The following is a 16,656-nucleotide window of genomic DNA, read 5'->3' on the forward strand; positions in this document are numbered from 1 at the left end:
TTTTGAGTTGGAAATCAGGTTTTTGAGTTGGAAATCAGGTTTTTGAGTTGGAAATTAGCTTCACAAGTATCCCCAATGCTCAAAAAACCCGCTTGCTATTGAAATCGCCGTCTGATAGCTAATACCATTTCACAAAAAATCTGATACAAATACAGACCCTGTAGAGACGCGAAATTACCCTGCGGGATTTTGCTACGCGTCTCTACATCTGGTGGAATGACGAAAAATCGTTGATGAGGGGTGTCACCCCTAATTCGCCAGCTGCATCCTATAAGAAGTCGGGGATCTTGTCTTTTACAAATAATCTAGGAATGCTATAACACCTAATCTTTGCATTACTTAAAAGAAAATTTAATAATTTGCTAGAGCGTTACTGGTGGGAAATTTAGTAGAATTTGCCAAATATTTTGATAAAAAATGGTGTGAGCAAAAAAATATCAGTGGCGATCGCCTTTTCTGTTGTATCTAATTTATTACCTTTCAAAGCTTTAGCAGGAGATTACGATCAACTTTTTATTTTCGGTGATAGTTTATCTGATAATGGCAACCTATATAGAATCACAGGAGGTACAATTCCCCTGAGTCCACCTTATTTTAAAGGGCGTTTTTCTAATGGGCCGATTTGGGTGGAAGTATTAGGTTCATACTTAAATATTGATGCGAATAAAACTACTAATTATGCTGTTGGTGGTTCCACATCTGGAAATACTAATGTCCTGAGTGAATCACTAATCATACCCCTTCCATCTTTGTCATCTCAAATCAACGATTTTACTTCTGCACCAATAAACCCTAGTCCGAATGCTTTATTTATTTTATGGGCTGGTGCTAATGATTACCTAATTCAGCCAACAGAAAAAAGAGCAACCAATACACAAATAGTAGTCAATAATTTATCTAATGCGATTACAACACTAATTAATAAAGGCGCTCGTAATATTATTGTGCCTAACTTACCAGATTTAGGCAAAACTCCACAAGAGCGATCGCAAGGTACTGCTGACACCACCACTGCTTTAATTAAAAGTCACAATACTAACTTAAATTCTGCTCTTCAAGAAATAGCCAAAAACCACAACATAAACATTGTTCCTCTTGATATTAATGCTTTATTTAACGAAGTTATTGACCAGCCTGAGCGATATGGTTTAACAAATATAAATGACCCTTGTTTTGATCAACAAGCAGGTACAATTTGTTCTAATCCTGATGAGTATTTATTTTGGGATCAAGTTCATCCTACAGATCGCGGACACCAGTTTATAGCAGAATACACTGAAGCTGTGTTGAATGCTCCAGCAGCGATCGTCCCACAAGCGGAAATCGCCTTGCATATAGCCCAAACACAAGCGCAGCTGATCGATGATCGTTTGTTAGCACTGCAAAATACTTCGCAAACACAATCAACAGATCGCTGGGGTGTATTCGTTAACGGTGATGTCAATCTTGGTAGTCAGCATTCTGATGAGTATCCAGATTACGACTATACAACAGGTGGTGTCAGCGCAGGCATTGATTACAGTGTCACAGATCAACTTGCTGTAGGAGTAGCATTGGGTGTTGTTAATCATGAAACTGACCTGCATCAAAATCAAGGTGACATCAAAATTGATGGCTATGCTGTTTCTATCTATAGCAACTATGTTGAGAAAGACTTCTACACTAATGCTGTGATTAGCTACGGTAATAATGACTTTGATATCAAACGCCAAATTGATTTCGATCACCGCAAAGCTAAAGCTAATACTGATGGGACACAGTTTTCGGTAAATATCGACAGTGGTTACATTGCCAGATCAGGTAATATTTCTTATGGCCCCACCCTTGGCTTGAAATACGATCGCGTCAATATCAATGGTTACACCGAAACAGGTGCGGGTAGTCTGAATATGAAAGTAGATGATCAACAAGCAGAATCATTAATTTTGAGTGTTGGCGCACAAGCTGCTGTAACGGTTAAGACTAAAATTGGTTCCATCATACCGAATATCCACGCCAGTTATGAATATCAATTTGCACCCACACACCGCATCATTACTACAGAACTTGTGACTCAACCAGGTGTACCGATGCACGCCCAAACAAATGAATCTGATCGTGATTATTTTAAATTGGGTGCGGGAACACAGATACTTTTTTCTCAAAATTTTACAGGTGCGATCGACTATGAAGTGATGCTGGGGCGAGAAAATTTTAGCAACAATGTCATTAAGGGAGAGATTCGCTATCAATTTTAGCTGAAACAGACTACTTGATTTATTTGAGTCGTATAAAGACCATTTGTGCTAGTTACCGCCAAAAAGTCGCCTTTGCAACAATGTAATTATAATGATGACTGTCGCCAATAGAAAAGCGATCGCGGCTGCATACCCCATTTGTAAGTTACGAAATACTGCTTGATATATTAGTAAAACTACGGTTAAGGTAGCATTGTTGGGGCCGCCATTACCATTTGAGAATATATAAGATTGGTCAAAAAGCTGAAATGTCCCTATTATCCCCATTGCTACTACAAAAAAGGTAACAGGTTTGAGCATAGGAATTGTAACGTAAATAAACTTTTGCCAGTCATTAGCACCATCTAATTCCGCCGCTTCGTAGAGTGGTTGGGGAATATCTTGTAACGCTGCTAAATAGATGACCATGTAAAAAGGTGCTGTTGACCAGATATTCATGATCATAATACCTTTGAGTGCTACAGCTGGATCACCTAGCCAGTTGTAAGTAGGTAGTCCCACAAAAGCAAGAAAATCATTAAGTAATCCATCTGTGTTGTAGATCCACATAAAAATTAGCGTCAACACAGCAGAAGAAGTAACTGTGGGTAAAAAGTAAAGGATGCGCCACCAGTTTTTTCCATGAATACCAGAATTGAGAGTCACAGCCAGAACTAATGCCAAAATAGTTTGCATGGGTACGACAATAGCAACGTATTCCACGGTATTCTTGAGGGCAATCCAAACCCGTTCATCTTCCACCAGGCGCGTAAAGTTGCGAAAACCAATGAACTCGTATTGAATACCGCCAAGAAGTTGGACTTTTTGTAGAGATAGGAAAATTGCCCAAATAATTGGTAAAACTACAAAAGTTAGTAAAACCAAAATAGCAGGGATCATAAATAGATACCCAGCCAAATCTTCTGCAATATTCCCTCTAGCTTTACGCCGTCGCCTTCTGGCTTCAAACACGAAAAAATCTCCAGTGATCGCAAAGGGTTTAAACCCTTTGCTCATAGCACAAGTCGTATGAATACGACTCAAATAGATCAAGCAGTCTGCTTAAGCAGACTTTAGCTATGAGACTGCGATTTCAATCGCAGCGAGTTTTTTGAACATTTGGGATGCTCCCTTTATAAATTATCTCGAATTACAGGGTGATGTGATTAATTTTCAGCGATAATTTTGCAAATATCATCTAAAAGTGAATCATACTCAATAAATTCTTCTGGATGAAATTCCAAGTAAATTTGATTGAGATTGGGGTTAAGAGACAATATACACACCTCAATATTAAGCTTGCCTTTCCGCCAACCTTCGCTGCCAATTCTTAGTACCTGGCAATTAATAGCATAATTAAATTGAATTTCACTAAGTTTAATATGATGTTCTCCCAAAGATATTAAATTAAATAACTCCAACATTGAAACGCCGGGTTCAAGAGTATTAGATTCATAAACTCGTCGCTGTAATCTATGTCTAATTTGTTTCTCTATTAACTCTTTTAATCTACTTACTTTAAATGTATCTTTTCCTAAAAGTATAACATCATCACAATCTAGAGGTATAATTTTGTCGTTCATATCAGATAAATAGAGGAAGTTGATTTATGATGGACGCTAACCACCATAATTTAAATACAACTTCTAGGATATTCTGCTAATTAGCTGACATCAATTTAGTTAAAAATTTGAGAAAATAACCTCATAATCTGACTTTTGATTGTTCGCCCGTAGAGCGTCTATGTGTGTGTCGCCGCGAATTATATATATAATAAAATTAAAAATATTTACGTTGTTGCACATACTCCAAAAAAACCTCGGCGAAAGCAACCGAGGTGAAACAGAAGTACGAATTACAATTAGAGATAGAGATATCGATACAAGAAGCAGAGAAATGAAAATTAGAGTATTGATTTTTATTCGACACTAGAGATAAAAAGTGTCGATATTACAGCGTAACCAGCCAAAAAAATGACAGCACTAAGCATATAAAGCTCCTTTGTTGCTCTAGAAATTAAGTAATAATTAATGCTTTCAATGTATGGCTATTATCCAGTACAAACATCTACTAAAAAGACTATTTTGCTAAATATCTCTTGGATGATCTAGTATACAAAAAGTTGATTTTTAGCGAAAATGAAATATGTCTAGAGAATTACATCAAAGTACGTGAGGTTAAGAGGATGTTTGAAAAGTCCTTCATGATGTATCAAATACTTTGAGATCCCCCTAAATCTCCTGAAAAAGGGAACTTTGATTCTATTTCCCTTTGTAATGGAGCTTAGGGGGGATCAATTAGTGCCTAAAGTCACAGCCAATCACTTTTCAAACAACTTCTAATCACTACTTACTTGTATTTAGTTAAATTTTAAACAGAACTATGAGAAAATCTATTTTTCTGATACTGCCTGTTACGTTTATCCTCTTCTCTAAGCTTGACGCGCAAGCCCAACAAGTAGAGTCTTTAATTGATCGGCCATATTTAGCTCTGGTTAAAGGAGATACTGCTAACAGTTGTAGCTTTATTTCTGCCGATCTCCTACAACGGACAGCAGATATTGTTCAAGCTTTAGTTTTCGTCCGCCCTGGTGATTCCTTAGAGGAAGTCAGGTATAAAATGCGTTTCGTTCCCGATCAGCCTAACGCGACTAATACTTTGCAATGGACAGCAGTTGCAGGTGGAAACTACACAGAGGCGATTGTAAATCTCCGCAACAATAGCGCTCAATCTCGCAGTTTCACGATGGCAATTAATTACAACCAACCAAATGAAAGAAGATGTGAGTGGCAGGTAAGAGATCCACAACAGGAAATTCCATTAAATTCCCCAACTTCACCTTTACCCACTGAGCAGTAATTTCAGGGCTATGAATTTAGTAGAGCTACCGAGAAACGTTGAACGGTAGCCTACTTTTAGATGTTGTCCTATTTTCTCAGTTATGCCTCAGTGTATTTGTCGATTACCTTGGCTAAGTCTGGTACTGCTTCTTCTACGTGTTGCTTGGCTGAACCACGAAGCTTTTCATAAGTTCCTCGAACGATTGGGCGATTGACGTTCTTGGCTTTTTCATCAGTGACGCTCAATAGTGCGTTTGCTGTGCGATCGCGGCTTGCAACCAAATATCCAACTGGATCGCCTTTGTCTACGCCTTCGTTCCAGATGGGATCAAGTGCTTCAAAGCACTGTGGCAAAATCATTTCAACAACATAAGGAATATACCCTGGTTTGACTCCTTTAAGAGCGGCGAAGGCTGTTTTCAAAGCCATACCACTTATACCTGATTTAGAAGCAAGTTGCGCTTCTATCATGTTGCAGCAATCTTCTACAACCATAGCTTTTTTGTCTGAGTCCAACAGTCCGTCGCTAAGTTTCATTTCACTCCTAAATTTATTGTCAAACTACTTGATTTCCATTCCACTCATTTCCACAGCTAGCAGGAAATTATAAAAAATGATATGGGAAATGGAGAATTTACATAGATTTTAGTTATAACTTGGCAGATAGAGAGCTAAAGATCTCTGCTAGTACAGCATGGCGGAAATAAACCTACCATTTATAAAAGGTCAAAGCCATAAAATAGAGTGGTTTTGAATGCGTGACTTTCAAGGTGGCGGTACTAGCTTAGTCCAGGCGATCGCACACCACGAATACCTGGACTTGTAGCAATTGTATTCACTAGCAGAAATTGTCTATTCTAATATCGCGCCAAATATCAGAAGCTTGCCATCCTGAATTGCCAACCGATTGGACTACCGGATAATCACGTACCGAAATATAATTAGGTTCTTGATAACTGATGTCAAAATTTTCTTCTTCAATATCAACACTAACGTTGGGAAAGTTTTGTGGTTCTGGTTGCTCTGTGTTTTCTACTTCTTTGAGAATAGGCTTTTCAATGAGTTTTATTAGTTGTGTATCCATTTGATTTTTTGAAGTTTACAGATTGATAAAAGAACAAGTGACTATTAATTCATAACCAGACAAATGTGATCTTTTTATAAATTTTCACAAGAAACTACAAAAAGTTTTTATAAAGTCTGATATGAAAAACTTGATTCAGCCAAACTAGAATACAATAAATTCCCTAATAATACGAGTATTTATTGAGAACTTTATGAGTTTAATAATTACAAAGGACTTTTTTGAATGCTGATGAGTGAACACATGGCTCTCATTATGATGTCTGTTTAATGAACACCATACTCACAACCGCCAAGTTTTCCATCAAATATATCAACTAACTCAAAATTATTACCTTGCGATACATCTGAAATGCATTTAGCGATCGCGCCAATTCAGAAGCACCGCAACCCACACTATAGGACAATATTCCCTATGGCAGATGTAGTGAAAGACAATATTTCTCCTTGCAGGGTTGCAATATGTAACAACAATCTGAGAAAATGAGAAGAATATGAAAAACAATTAGATAAAAATACTGCCTGTGAAACTTGATTCCCTACCTGTAAGTGCCGCTAGCACATCTCTATATTCTAAAAGCCAGCAAAAAACAGCAGAAAACATTACTTCACCATCACCTGCTGTTGCCGACTCTGCTCAAAAGCAACCACCTGTAGCTATTTTCGTCACTACTTTCTTAACTATTTTTCTAGCGGAAATCGGTGATAAGACACAGCTATCCACTTTACTAATGAGTGCAGAATCACATTCACCGTGGGTTGTTTTTCTCGGTTCCGCAGCAGCACTGATTACCACTAGCTTGTTAGGTGTACTTTTAGGTAGTTGGATTGCTAGTCGTCTTTCTCCAAAAACCGTAGAAAAAGCAGCCGGAGTAATGCTGCTGTTGATTTCCGTAATGCTATTTTGGGATGTAATTCATTAGAGTTAAGTGGGTCGAGACACTGAAATTACTTGGTGAGAGTCGTCATTTGTCATTGGTAAACTTAACTTAAACATTGATTAAATTACTCACCAGCCACATCTACGCGCGTCTAAGCCCCTACCAACTAATAACTAACAATCAACAAAATTTATGAATTGGCATCTTTTAGGATTAACTTTTATTACAGTTTTTCTCTCTGAGTTAGGTGATAAAAGTCAGCTAGCTGCGATCGCTCTTTCTGGTCGTAGCCAATCTCCTCGTGCTGTTTTCTTGGGAACTGCTGGTGCGTTACTTTTGACTAGTTTGTTAGGAGCATTAGCAGGTGGAGCTGTGGCAGAATTTTTACCGACAAGATTGTTAAAAGCGATCGCTGCTGTGGGATTTGCTGTACTTGCTGTACGCTTGCTGTGGTTTAACAATGAAGCTTCTCAAGATGAGTTGTAGAAGACGCACATATGTATACGGTGTATTGTGCGTTTCTACAAATTTTATTGCCGCCAGCACCAACTTAAAAGCGTACCACCAGCTACCAATTTGATAACTTCCAACAGCCAATAACTACCATGCAATAAATTCATATTGCCTGGTACTTCTGCTGTTGTCTGAAACAGGTTTAGTTGCATTCCGACAGCAGACATTTCTGGTGTTAAGCAATATGTAGTAGTGAATGATATTGCTAACAATAATACCGATAAAATCAGGCTACCAGAGCGCCACTTAGACTGGGTTTGATTGAGAGCTAAGACACCAGTTAATACTAAGCCAGCAGCCAATAATTCTATACGATTGAAATTCCAGAAAATAACATAGCCTGCTGTGGCAAAACTGGCTTGTGTGATCATGCCAGACACATAAAGACTAGGCATAATAACCCAGTCTAAAAGCAAACTAGCACTAAGCCAGAAGCCTAAAGTCAGTATCACAATAGATTGCCAAATCGGACGTTTAAACCCGAAGCTAGAAACAGTATTCATAGTGAATGAATGATTGCTTGTATTTATAATTCTAGTTTCTAACTTAACAAGGTAATTTGACAACTAATTTCAATTATCTTTTACATTTATTTGTAAAAAAGTATATATACTTACGTACTAAGTCCTGAGAAGATGTTTGAAAAGTCTTAGATAAAATAAAATAAATAATAAAAATCAAACTTTAACGTAGTTTTATAACCTAACTTAACTACAGTCAAATCAAGCAATGCGCTTTCCATTTTTATTAGGTACAGCACTAACTTTGGTTATAGCGATCGCACCAGATGCTGTCCTCAAATCTCAAGCAGTACAGCTAAGAGACGGTACAGTATATTTTGTGCAACCTCCTTCGCTCGAAGGAGCAACTACTACTTACAAAACAACATATGCTTGGGGTGCAACCTATTATTTCACAATTGATTTGCCCCAAAAAGCTGGAGAACCACTACAAAAAATTACAATTAACCAGCACGAAGGAGTAGACCGGGTTCGCTTTAACCTAGAAGATACCGTCGTTTTTGTCGGTACGCCTGACCATAAAGGAGAAAAACTGCAAATTAAAGACGCGACAAGCGAGCGCAAAACGAGAACAGTCTCACTGACATTTGATCCACCAATATCACCAGGTAAAACTATTACTATTGGTTTGAAACCCGTGCAGAATCCAGGAGTGAGTGGGGTTTATCTGTTTGGTGTCAAAGCTTTTCCTGCGGGTGAGAAAAGTTATGGGCAATTTCTTGGTTACGGACGCTTGCAATTTTATAGCCCCGATTTTCTGTAAATTACAAAAACGCGATCGCTCACTGCGGGCGTTTAAACTCAGGCTAGGGCAACGAACTGTAACTAAATTCCTTCTCACGTTGTTGTGCCAAAGCCGTCACCATGTTGTACCGCCTGTTAATCAGACAAATAACTTAACAAACTATCTTTGGGAGACACTACTCAGCTACAGTGAAATCAATTAGCCTTAATACGTTGGCAATTGATAAGAAAAAAGGAAGAAACTCATGGTTCAACGTGGTTCTAAAGTACGTGTTCTTCGTCCAGAGTCCTACTGGTTTCAAGATGTAGGTACTGTTGCATCTGTTGAGCAAAGTAGCACAATCAGATACCCAGTCATTGTTCGCTTTGAGAGAGTGAATTATGCTGGCGTTAACACAAATAACTTTGCTCAAGACGAGTTAGTAGAGATTGAAGCACCAAAGGCAAAAGCTAAAAAAGCCTAAAGTGTAGAAATTTCTAGAAAAACTTCATGGGGTGATTTTCGGGAGTAAGTGGCAAGAGGGTAGAGAGTCAAAACTTTGATTCAATACTCGCTGTTGACTACTCCCGATTTTAATGTCTGCCAAAAAATCACAGTAGTTGTCAGAATATGTTTGTTGTCAATAATTAGCTTAGATGCCTGAGTTGCCTGAAGTTGAAACAGTCCGGCGGGGTTTAAATCAATTGACCCTCAACCAAAAAATCACGGGTGGAGACGTGCTGCTGCATCGCACGATCGCTTATCCGGTTTCAGTAGATGATTTTGTCAGCGAAATTAAAGGAAGTGCGATCGCCACTTGGTACCGTCGCGGTAAATATCTCCTCGCCGAACTTAGTTGCACTACCCACACCTCTTACTTGGGTGTTCATCTCCGCATGACTGGTCAATTATTGTGGTTGAATCAAGATGAATCTTTACATAAGCACACGCGGGTGAGATTATTTTTTGAGAATGGGTGGGAATTGCGCTTTGTCGATCAGCGTACCTTTGGTCAAATGTGGTGGGTACCACCAACTCAAACCCCAGAAAGCATTATTACAGGTTTAGCAAAACTAGCAGCAGATCCCTTTTCACCAGAATTTACAGTTGATTATCTAGCCAAGAAACTCAAAAACAGGCGTCGTCCGATCAAAACTGCCTTACTAGATCAATCTGTAGTTGCGGGATTAGGTAATATATACGCCGATGAAGCATTGTTTATGAGTGGCATATTACCAGAAACAATGTGTGTAGATTTGCAGCCAGAACAAATCGAAAAGTTGCGATCGCAAATAATTAAAGTCTTGGAAACCAGCATCGCAGCGGGTGGAACCACTTTTAGTAATTTCCTCAACGTTAAGGGCGTTAATGGTAATTACGGTGGTGTCGCATGGGTTTACAACCGTACTGGCGAACCTTGTCGTGTTTGTGGAAATGTTATTCAACGGACAAAGTTAGCTGGCAGATCCAGTCATTTTTGTTTGCAATGTCAGCGATAGTTTTTAGTGGTTGGTACTGATGCAAGGCTTTGCACCCCTACAGTAGTTCATGGTTGATAATTCCAAACAACAAACACACTTCCCAAGATAGAATCCTGTATAGCAATCGATACACTTGCGAGGGGAATATATGCCTGTAAAACGTGGAGATATGGTTCGGGTTATTCGTGAGAAGTTGGAAAATAGTGTAGAAGCCAAAGCTAGTGATACTCGTTTTCCTGATTATTTGTTTGACAGTAAAGGCGAAATTGTAGATGTCAAAGGTGATTATGCTTTTGTCAAGTTTGGCAAAGTACCAACGCCGAATATTTGGTTACGTTTAGATCAACTAGAAGAGTTTAAGTAGAATTCTAAGTAAAAATTTATGTATAATCCCCTTTCCTCCTCCATTGTGTGCTACTCGCCCCGGATCAGCGTTATTGGTGCTGGTAGAGTTGGCAGTACCCTTGCCCAACGCATCGCGGAGAAAAATCTTGCTGATGTAGTGTTGTTGGATATTGTTCAAGGAATGCCCCAGGGATTGGCGCTAGATTTGATGGAGGCGAGGGGAATTGAAATGCATAACCGTCAGATTATCGGTACTAATGACTATGCCGATACAACTGGTTCGGAGATTGTGGTAATCACAGCAGGGTTTCCTCGTAAACCGGGTATGAGTCGGGATGACTTATTAAAGACAAATGCCAAGATAGTTGTGGATGCAGCCAAACAAGCGATCACTCATTCTCCAGATGCGATTTTTATTGTCGTCACCAATCCATTAGATGTGATGACTTATTTGGCATGGCAAGCTACACAATTACCACGCGATCGCATCATGGGTATGGCAGGCGTGTTAGACTCGGCCCGCTTTGAAACTTTCATTGCGATGGAATTGGGAGTATTGCCTGGTGATGTCAAGACGATGGTACTCGGTAGCCACGGTGATTTGATGGTTCCTTTGCCGCGTTTTGCCACTGTCAACGGTATTCCCCTGACAGAATTGCTAGATACAGATACTATTCAACGTTTAGTAGAACGCACGCGTCACGGTGGTGCAGAAATTGTCGAACTGATGCACACAGGTGGTGCGTTTTTTGCTCCAGCTTCTGCTACTTGCATGATGGTGGAATCAATTTTATTAAATCAGTCGCGTTTATTACCTGTAACTGTGTCTCTTCAGGGAGAATACGGTTTAGAAAATGTGGCGATCGGTATTCCCTGTCGGTTGGGATGTGGCGGAATTGAAAGTGTATTGGAATTGAATCTCAGTGATGAGGAAAGAGCTGCTCTCTATAGATCGGCGGAATCGGTGCAGAATAATATTGAACGAGCGCAGGAGATTTTGAAAGAGCATCCCAATTTTTGAAAAACAAGAGCGAATATAATTCGCGGCTACATAAACATAGACGCCCGTAGAGCAAGCCTACGCAGACTAGATGCGGATTTCTTACTTTTGAGAAATCCGCATCTTAATTTCTTAATGGAAGTAAATATTGTTTTTTTATTTATAAATACACTTATTTTTTCTAAACTTAACATAAATTTTCAGTAAAATTACCATCAAGCAACTATATTTTTATTTAAAATTTAAGAGTAATTTCTAATACTCAATATGAAATCACTAAATAATCATTTAGAAGTTACCCAAGCACAAACTCGTATACTTTTGGCTTTGTGGGACTTGGGAGGAGAGAAGCAGGAAGTTAAGAGAACAGAAGTAGTAGATCGAGCCAAACGCAGTAGTGAAAAAAGTGGAGATTATAAAAGCATTTTGCAGGAATTAGAAAAAGCAGAGGTTCTCAAAATAGCAAAGAAAAACAAAGCAGAGACTGTTTTTCTCACAAGTAAGGGCTTACAGATGCTACATGAGGGACTTAAAAACCCTGAGTTTAAGTATGAATCTAATATAGGAGCTAAGACTGCAAATGCGCTGCTGAAGTGGATACGAGAAATGGATGATACTGGTAAATTTGCACCAGCTAATGGAGTAAAAAGTGGGGTTCAATCTTACGAAGAGTTTGAGAAAATAGCGCTAGATGTATATGAAAAGCTAAACAATGATTATAGCTATAATCATCTCGTTCCAATTTATCGGATTCGTCGTGAGATAGGAGAACGAGTTAGTCGTTCTGATTTTAAAGAATGGCTATTAGAAATGCAGGCTAATGATATTTTGCAACTGCAAGGTGGAAGCGTTGAAGATAGCGCACCAGATAAGATAGAAGACTCAATTACTACAGAACTCGATGGGTTACGCTGCTACGCCAAACTTTTGAAAGTATAAAGTTTATTTTGAGTATGAGAATTAAAGCTCATAGTCAGGGGTTTAGTCCTTAAAGTTTATGGTGAGAGTGAAATTATCTCAATAGAAAAAATCTCTATACTTAAACTTTATTTTTCACTGAGTAAAACAATGACAGATAGCAAAATTGATGAATTAATTAGAGAAAAAAATCCCTTTTCAGGAAATTTTGTTGTTAGACCATCCCAGATTTGGGGAAAAAGTTTTCCTGATGTAGCTTCTATTAATGCTCATGCTTCTAATGCAGTGTTTGATGCTATCGAAAAAATTCGTAAGGGACAGCGTGAAACAGTCGGGATCACAATTACTGCTGAAAGAGGGCTAGGAAAAAGTCATATTATTAGCCGGATTCGCCACCGCATACAAGCAGAAAATGGCACTTTATTTATATACATGAGTAAATATGATAACCTGAATCAAATTCAATATCAATTTTTACAAACAGTCGCTTCTAGCTTAAGAGCATTTACTACTCAAAAGATTATGCAATGGCAAGAAATAGCCGCAGCTTTAATTAACGAAGTCAAACATTGGAACTACACACCACAACAGTATATTAATGGGTTTCCTAATTGGTTGATTAAATCTTCAAATAAAGTAGTTAATATTTTAACAGAAATAATTATAAAATCCAAACCAGAAATCACGAATCCTTACATAATTAAAGCGATTTTGTGGACATTATCTTCTGCCCATAGTACCTATGCAAACTACTGGCTATCTGGATTTGAACTAGCACCTACACAAGCTGAGGACATGGGTTTACCAAATCACAAAAAAGAAGATATAGAAGCTGAATCATTAAAATTTGTTCGGCAAATTTTGGAAATTACCAGTGATTATAAAATTCCTGTTATTTGCTTTGATGAACTAGATATTGCTGATATTGCTGACAACGGTTTTACCGCAGCACAAATTGTCGCCAGTCTAGCGAAGGATTTGTATAATAATCTCAAAAAAGGCGTTTTGTTACTAGCAATGTATCCTGATACTTGGAATTATCAAATCAGGAGTTTACCACAAGTTGAAGCAGTAGTTGATAGATTAGTTAGTGACCAATCTGATAGACAGCCTATAGCATTAAAATATTTAAATTCCGATGATGTTGTTGCTGTTGTGCATCAATGGCTACAAGATTTTTACGAAGAGTATAAACAAATTCCACCACATTTTCTATACCCATTTAATGAAGCTAAACTAAGAACTCTAGGCAAAACTAAACCTACTGTTAGGTCACTTTTAAAATGGTGTGCAGATAATTTTATTCCTGATAATAAACATCCTGTAGAAGCATATTTCCAACAAGAATTAGCTAAACTAGAAGGCTCTATAGATTGATTCACTGTTAGAAGATGAAGGAAAAATTGCCAATTCACTGAGGATTGCATTCAGTAGCTTAATTGGAGAAACAGTAGAACAAGTTACGATTGAAGCTGTAGAAGACGTTAAAACTAATGCAGCAGATAAAGGTTTTATTGATTTTAAAATTGTGGGTAATCAAGGAAAAGTCAAAATAGGAGTAGATGTCATACAACAATCTGGTGGTAGCTATGTAGGAGCAGCATTAAAGCGCTTAATAGAATACAAAAAGTTTGATTTAACACGGGGTTGCTTAGTGCGTTCCAAGAAAATTAGTCCGTCTGCAAAAGTTGCAAAAGATAATTTGAAAATACTTTTACAGCAAAAAGGTGGAAAACAGGTAAAGCTGCAAACTCAAGATATAAAACCTCTTTTAGCTATTTATTTTCTTGTTCATAGCGAAGATGATAAGCTAACAAAAGCAGAAGTGTTTGATTTTATGAAACAACAAAAATTAGCAATTGATAATCAATTAATTAGAGAAATCATCAGTGAACCTTCTAGTCAAAACTCTAATAATTTAACTGATGATTAATCTATGAATGCTCCTCAAATTATTTCTGATTTTACTGATGACATTAGTTTTAAATCGATATTGCTAATTTCAATAAATTAGATGGCTAAAATTTCAATAAATTTGTGTCTACCTGTTCCTGATATTGAAGCATTAATACAAGGACGAATAATTACTGCTTTACCCAGATATTTTATCCATCCTGGACAACAGTTTGCTCTTTATCCTACAGAATTTATTAATATCCCACTGACAATTGAGCAATATTATTGCTCAAGTTTTTTACCTATTGCTCATAGTGCGATCGCACATTTACAATCATCGCACTTAGTTTCTGATACAGTTACAATTCAAGCTTGGGCAAAATGCGAATTCTGCCAAATTATTAATCATACTGAATCATTAGCTGCTTTATCTTCACTAACAATTTGGACTCAACAAGCCTTACAAAGCATACTTGCACAAAAGCAAAACATATTCATAGCGTATTTACGAGTTTATCAACTGCCAAAAGCAATAGAAATATCTGTTAAACATAAGCAAAACAGCCAGTTTGTTGCTTTACCACAACCTTTGAGTGTTACTGATGCAAATCCTGTATTGAGCGATCGCATTTTTCTTAAACGTAAACACCAACTTGAAAAACTCGAACCACCCCTACATCCTGAGTTGGAAGAATTACAGAGTAATTTAGCCTCTTTTGCGATCGCCAACTCAGCAGCTAGAGCATTAGAGGAAGATATTAAAGTATTTTTGGGTTGGAGTAGTAAATCGCCTAGCATCAAAGCAGATTCACATTTAACTTGGATCAATAATATTGCAGCTTTGGGTAATCGCAGTAAACAACTAGACGAAGGTAAAAGCAACTACCAAGCTGGAACAGATTTTGAAAACATAGTTCGTCAGAGTCTAGAATTTTTAGGCTTTACGGTTGATTATTTTCATAAAGGTGGTGCTGGTGGGATAGACATATTTTGTTCACAGCCTTATTCTTTAGTTGGAGAATGTAAAGCTGGTAAAAAAATTCCTAACGATACCGCAGTACAATTATTGAATTTGGGAACACTACGTTTAAAAAGTCAAGAAGTATTCAAACAAGCAACCAAATTAATTATTGGCCCTGGTGAAGCAACAACTCAACTGCAAGATGCTGCAAAAGTACATGATATGGCTATTATTAACCCGGAAACATTAGAGAAGCTTGTCAAATTACAAAGCACTTATCAAAACTCAGTAGACTTATTTAAACTCAAACAATATTTAAAAGCAGGTCAATCTGATCAGGAAGTTGACAAATATATAGACCAAGTTAACAGAGAAATTAGTTTGCGATCGCACCTTGTCCAACTTGTTAAAACTTATCTAGAAAACACAGGTTCAGATAACACCGGAGTTGAGACATTATATGGTGTTTATTTTGGTTCCAAACCACCACAACCGCTAAAAATCGAGGAAATGCACGAAATTATTATCGAACTCTCATCACCCTTAACAGGTTACTTGGGACGAATAAAAGGAAGTAATTGGAAGAGCGATCGCTTTTATTTTCTGCGTGATTTACCAATCAGAAACAATTATATGTGAAGAATTAAGGTAAATGATCGCTATCCTCAAAATTTAATGGCAATCAACTGTATCTAAAAATCATACCTATAAAAAGGTATAAACTAATTATTAAGTGAGTTAGTGTAATTTCAGCGTGGTAAAAAATGGCAACTGATTATGACACCATTGCCCAGCAGTATAAAAAATCTAAAGAATTGCCATTTCGTCTACACATTGAGACATATACATATTTGAATTTGCTTGGTGATGTGACTGGAAAGTCCATCCTCGACTTAGCTTGTGGAGAAGGATTTTATTCTCGAGAATTTAAACGAAAAGGCGCTACACGGGTTATCGGGGTAGAAATTTCGGAAAAAATGATTGAACTAGCGACACAAGAGGAGGCCAGAGAATCGCTAGGTGTCGAATATATCCTTAGTGATGTCCTCGAATTAGGTAAAATTGGTAGCTTTGATTTGGTGGTAGCTTCATATTTGCTAAATTATTGCCAAACTCCAGAACAAGCACTCAAAATTTGCCAGCACATATTCGCTAACCTGAAACCGGGAGGTCGTTTCGTCACTATCAACAACAATAGTGAACAGTCTCCTGCATCCTATCTCTTAGGGACTTCCAAAAAATAAATCATACAAAAAAACTTAAGAGAGGACATGGAA

Annotated in this window: 17 protein-coding genes and 1 pseudogene; 13 read left to right on the top strand and 5 right to left on the bottom strand. The window is 37.7% G+C overall.

Annotated elements, in window-relative coordinates:
* Window positions 1-422: 422 nt before the first annotated feature.
* Window positions 423-2,237: an autotransporter domain-containing protein gene (locus AC5JMK_RS10415; protein ID WP_096678809.1), complete on the top strand. Its 1,815-nt coding sequence runs from the start codon at window positions 423-425 to the stop codon at window positions 2,235-2,237.
* Window positions 2,238-2,285: 48 nt separating this feature from the next.
* Here the strand turns inward: AC5JMK_RS10415 and AC5JMK_RS10420 are convergent, their stop codons facing one another.
* Together AC5JMK_RS10420 and AC5JMK_RS10425 are read right to left on the bottom strand one after the other, a co-directional pair.
* The gene (locus AC5JMK_RS10420; RefSeq protein ID WP_096678807.1) at window positions 2,286-3,188 is read right to left on the bottom strand and encodes a carbohydrate ABC transporter permease; all 903 of its coding nucleotides are present in this window, start codon (window positions 3,186-3,188) and stop codon (window positions 2,286-2,288) included.
* 194 nt (window positions 3,189-3,382) lie between these two features.
* Window positions 3,383-3,799, bottom strand: a complete 417-nt coding sequence (locus AC5JMK_RS10425; RefSeq protein WP_096674986.1) for a KGK domain-containing protein — start codon at window positions 3,797-3,799, stop codon at window positions 3,383-3,385.
* A gap of 799 nt (window positions 3,800-4,598) precedes the next feature.
* Here AC5JMK_RS10425 and AC5JMK_RS10430 point away from each other — a divergent pair.
* Window positions 4,599-5,075, top strand: a complete 477-nt coding sequence (locus tag AC5JMK_RS10430; RefSeq protein WP_096674985.1) for a hypothetical protein — start codon at window positions 4,599-4,601, stop codon at window positions 5,073-5,075.
* Window positions 5,076-5,155: 80 nt separating this feature from the next.
* Here AC5JMK_RS10430 and AC5JMK_RS10435 read toward each other — a convergent pair whose 3' ends face one another.
* Window positions 5,156-5,593 (bottom strand): DUF6918 family protein, encoded by a 438-nt coding sequence (locus AC5JMK_RS10435; protein ID WP_096674984.1) that lies wholly within the window; start codon window positions 5,591-5,593, stop codon window positions 5,156-5,158.
* 301 nt (window positions 5,594-5,894) lie between these two features.
* Entirely contained in the window at window positions 5,895-6,140 is a 246-nt protein-coding gene (locus tag AC5JMK_RS10440) for a hypothetical protein (protein WP_096674983.1), read from the bottom strand.
* Between the two features lie 523 nt (window positions 6,141-6,663).
* Between AC5JMK_RS10440 and AC5JMK_RS10445 the strand changes: the two genes are divergently transcribed.
* Together AC5JMK_RS10445 and AC5JMK_RS10450 are read left to right on the top strand one after the other, a co-directional pair.
* Window positions 6,664-7,062, top strand: coding sequence for a TMEM165/GDT1 family protein (locus AC5JMK_RS10445; protein WP_096674982.1), 399 nt, complete (start codon window positions 6,664-6,666; stop codon window positions 7,060-7,062).
* Window positions 7,063-7,212: 150 nt separating this feature from the next.
* The gene (locus tag AC5JMK_RS10450; RefSeq protein ID WP_096674981.1) at window positions 7,213-7,506 is read left to right on the top strand and encodes a TMEM165/GDT1 family protein; all 294 of its coding nucleotides are present in this window, start codon (window positions 7,213-7,215) and stop codon (window positions 7,504-7,506) included.
* A gap of 44 nt (window positions 7,507-7,550) precedes the next feature.
* Here AC5JMK_RS10450 and AC5JMK_RS10455 read toward each other — a convergent pair whose 3' ends face one another.
* Window positions 7,551-8,036 carry a hypothetical protein gene (locus AC5JMK_RS10455; RefSeq protein ID WP_096674980.1) on the bottom strand — a complete coding sequence of 162 codons (486 nt, stop codon included), beginning with the start codon at window positions 8,034-8,036 and terminating at the stop codon, window positions 7,551-7,553.
* Between the two features lie 226 nt (window positions 8,037-8,262).
* On the opposite strand from AC5JMK_RS10455, the gene AC5JMK_RS10460 reads away from it, so the two are divergent.
* The 9 genes and pseudogenes from AC5JMK_RS10460 to AC5JMK_RS10500 all read left to right on the top strand — a co-directional run bounded on the left by AC5JMK_RS10460 (window position 8,263) and on the right by AC5JMK_RS10500 (window position 16,623).
* Entirely contained in the window at window positions 8,263-8,817 is a 555-nt protein-coding gene (locus tag AC5JMK_RS10460; RefSeq protein ID WP_096674979.1) for a DUF2808 domain-containing protein, read from the top strand.
* A gap of 226 nt (window positions 8,818-9,043) precedes the next feature.
* Window positions 9,044-9,262 (top strand): photosystem I reaction center subunit IV, encoded by a 219-nt coding sequence (locus AC5JMK_RS10465; protein WP_096674978.1) that lies wholly within the window; start codon window positions 9,044-9,046, stop codon window positions 9,260-9,262.
* A gap of 172 nt (window positions 9,263-9,434) precedes the next feature.
* Window positions 9,435-10,277: a DNA-formamidopyrimidine glycosylase gene (locus AC5JMK_RS10470; RefSeq protein WP_495910022.1), complete on the top strand. Its 843-nt coding sequence runs from the start codon at window positions 9,435-9,437 to the stop codon at window positions 10,275-10,277.
* Window positions 10,278-10,407: 130 nt separating this feature from the next.
* Window positions 10,408-10,623 (top strand): NAD(P)H-quinone oxidoreductase subunit O, encoded by a 216-nt coding sequence (locus tag AC5JMK_RS10475; RefSeq protein ID WP_096674976.1) that lies wholly within the window; start codon window positions 10,408-10,410, stop codon window positions 10,621-10,623.
* Window positions 10,624-10,641: 18 nt separating this feature from the next.
* On the top strand, window positions 10,642-11,625 hold the full coding sequence (gene mdh / locus AC5JMK_RS10480) for a malate dehydrogenase (protein WP_495910023.1): 984 nt from the start codon (window positions 10,642-10,644) through the stop codon (window positions 11,623-11,625).
* A 246-nt stretch (window positions 11,626-11,871) separates the two neighbouring features.
* Window positions 11,872-12,543: a hypothetical protein gene (locus tag AC5JMK_RS10485; protein ID WP_495910024.1), complete on the top strand. Its 672-nt coding sequence runs from the start codon at window positions 11,872-11,874 to the stop codon at window positions 12,541-12,543.
* Between the two features lie 129 nt (window positions 12,544-12,672).
* A pseudogene (locus AC5JMK_RS10490) lies at window positions 12,673-14,455 on the top strand (hypothetical protein).
* Between the two features lie 81 nt (window positions 14,456-14,536).
* Window positions 14,537-16,018, top strand: coding sequence for a DUF1802 family protein (locus AC5JMK_RS10495; protein WP_495910025.1), 1,482 nt, complete (start codon window positions 14,537-14,539; stop codon window positions 16,016-16,018).
* Window positions 16,019-16,143: 125 nt separating this feature from the next.
* Window positions 16,144-16,623: a class I SAM-dependent methyltransferase gene (locus tag AC5JMK_RS10500; RefSeq protein ID WP_495910026.1), complete on the top strand. Its 480-nt coding sequence runs from the start codon at window positions 16,144-16,146 to the stop codon at window positions 16,621-16,623.
* Window positions 16,624-16,656: the final 33 nt, after the last annotated feature.

Source organism: Pelatocladus sp. (assembly GCF_059505505.1).

Bases quoted from the DNA above. Each gene is read 5' to 3' on its own strand.
- AC5JMK_RS10425 (WP_096674986.1), bottom strand. From the start codon at position 3,799: ATGAACGACAAAATTATACCTCTAGATTGTGATGATGTTATACTTTTA.
- AC5JMK_RS10430 (WP_096674985.1), top strand. From the start codon at position 4,599: ATGAGAAAATCTATTTTTCTGATACTGCCTGTTACGTTTATCCTCTTC.
- AC5JMK_RS10435 (WP_096674984.1), bottom strand. From the start codon at position 5,593: ATGAAACTTAGCGACGGACTGTTGGACTCAGACAAAAAAGCTATGGTT.
- AC5JMK_RS10440 (WP_096674983.1), bottom strand. From the start codon at position 6,140: ATGGATACACAACTAATAAAACTCATTGAAAAGCCTATTCTCAAAGAA.
- AC5JMK_RS10450 (WP_096674981.1), top strand. From the start codon at position 7,213: ATGAATTGGCATCTTTTAGGATTAACTTTTATTACAGTTTTTCTCTCT.
- AC5JMK_RS10455 (WP_096674980.1), bottom strand. From the start codon at position 8,036: ATGAATACTGTTTCTAGCTTCGGGTTTAAACGTCCGATTTGGCAATCT.
- AC5JMK_RS10460 (WP_096674979.1), top strand. From the start codon at position 8,263: ATGCGCTTTCCATTTTTATTAGGTACAGCACTAACTTTGGTTATAGCG.
- AC5JMK_RS10465 (WP_096674978.1), top strand. From the start codon at position 9,044: ATGGTTCAACGTGGTTCTAAAGTACGTGTTCTTCGTCCAGAGTCCTAC.
- AC5JMK_RS10470 (WP_495910022.1), top strand. From the start codon at position 9,435: ATGCCTGAGTTGCCTGAAGTTGAAACAGTCCGGCGGGGTTTAAATCAA.
- AC5JMK_RS10475 (WP_096674976.1), top strand. From the start codon at position 10,408: ATGCCTGTAAAACGTGGAGATATGGTTCGGGTTATTCGTGAGAAGTTG.
- mdh (WP_495910023.1), top strand. From the start codon at position 10,642: ATGTATAATCCCCTTTCCTCCTCCATTGTGTGCTACTCGCCCCGGATC.
- AC5JMK_RS10485 (WP_495910024.1), top strand. From the start codon at position 11,872: ATGAAATCACTAAATAATCATTTAGAAGTTACCCAAGCACAAACTCGT.
- AC5JMK_RS10495 (WP_495910025.1), top strand. From the start codon at position 14,537: ATGGCTAAAATTTCAATAAATTTGTGTCTACCTGTTCCTGATATTGAA.
- AC5JMK_RS10500 (WP_495910026.1), top strand. From the start codon at position 16,144: ATGGCAACTGATTATGACACCATTGCCCAGCAGTATAAAAAATCTAAA.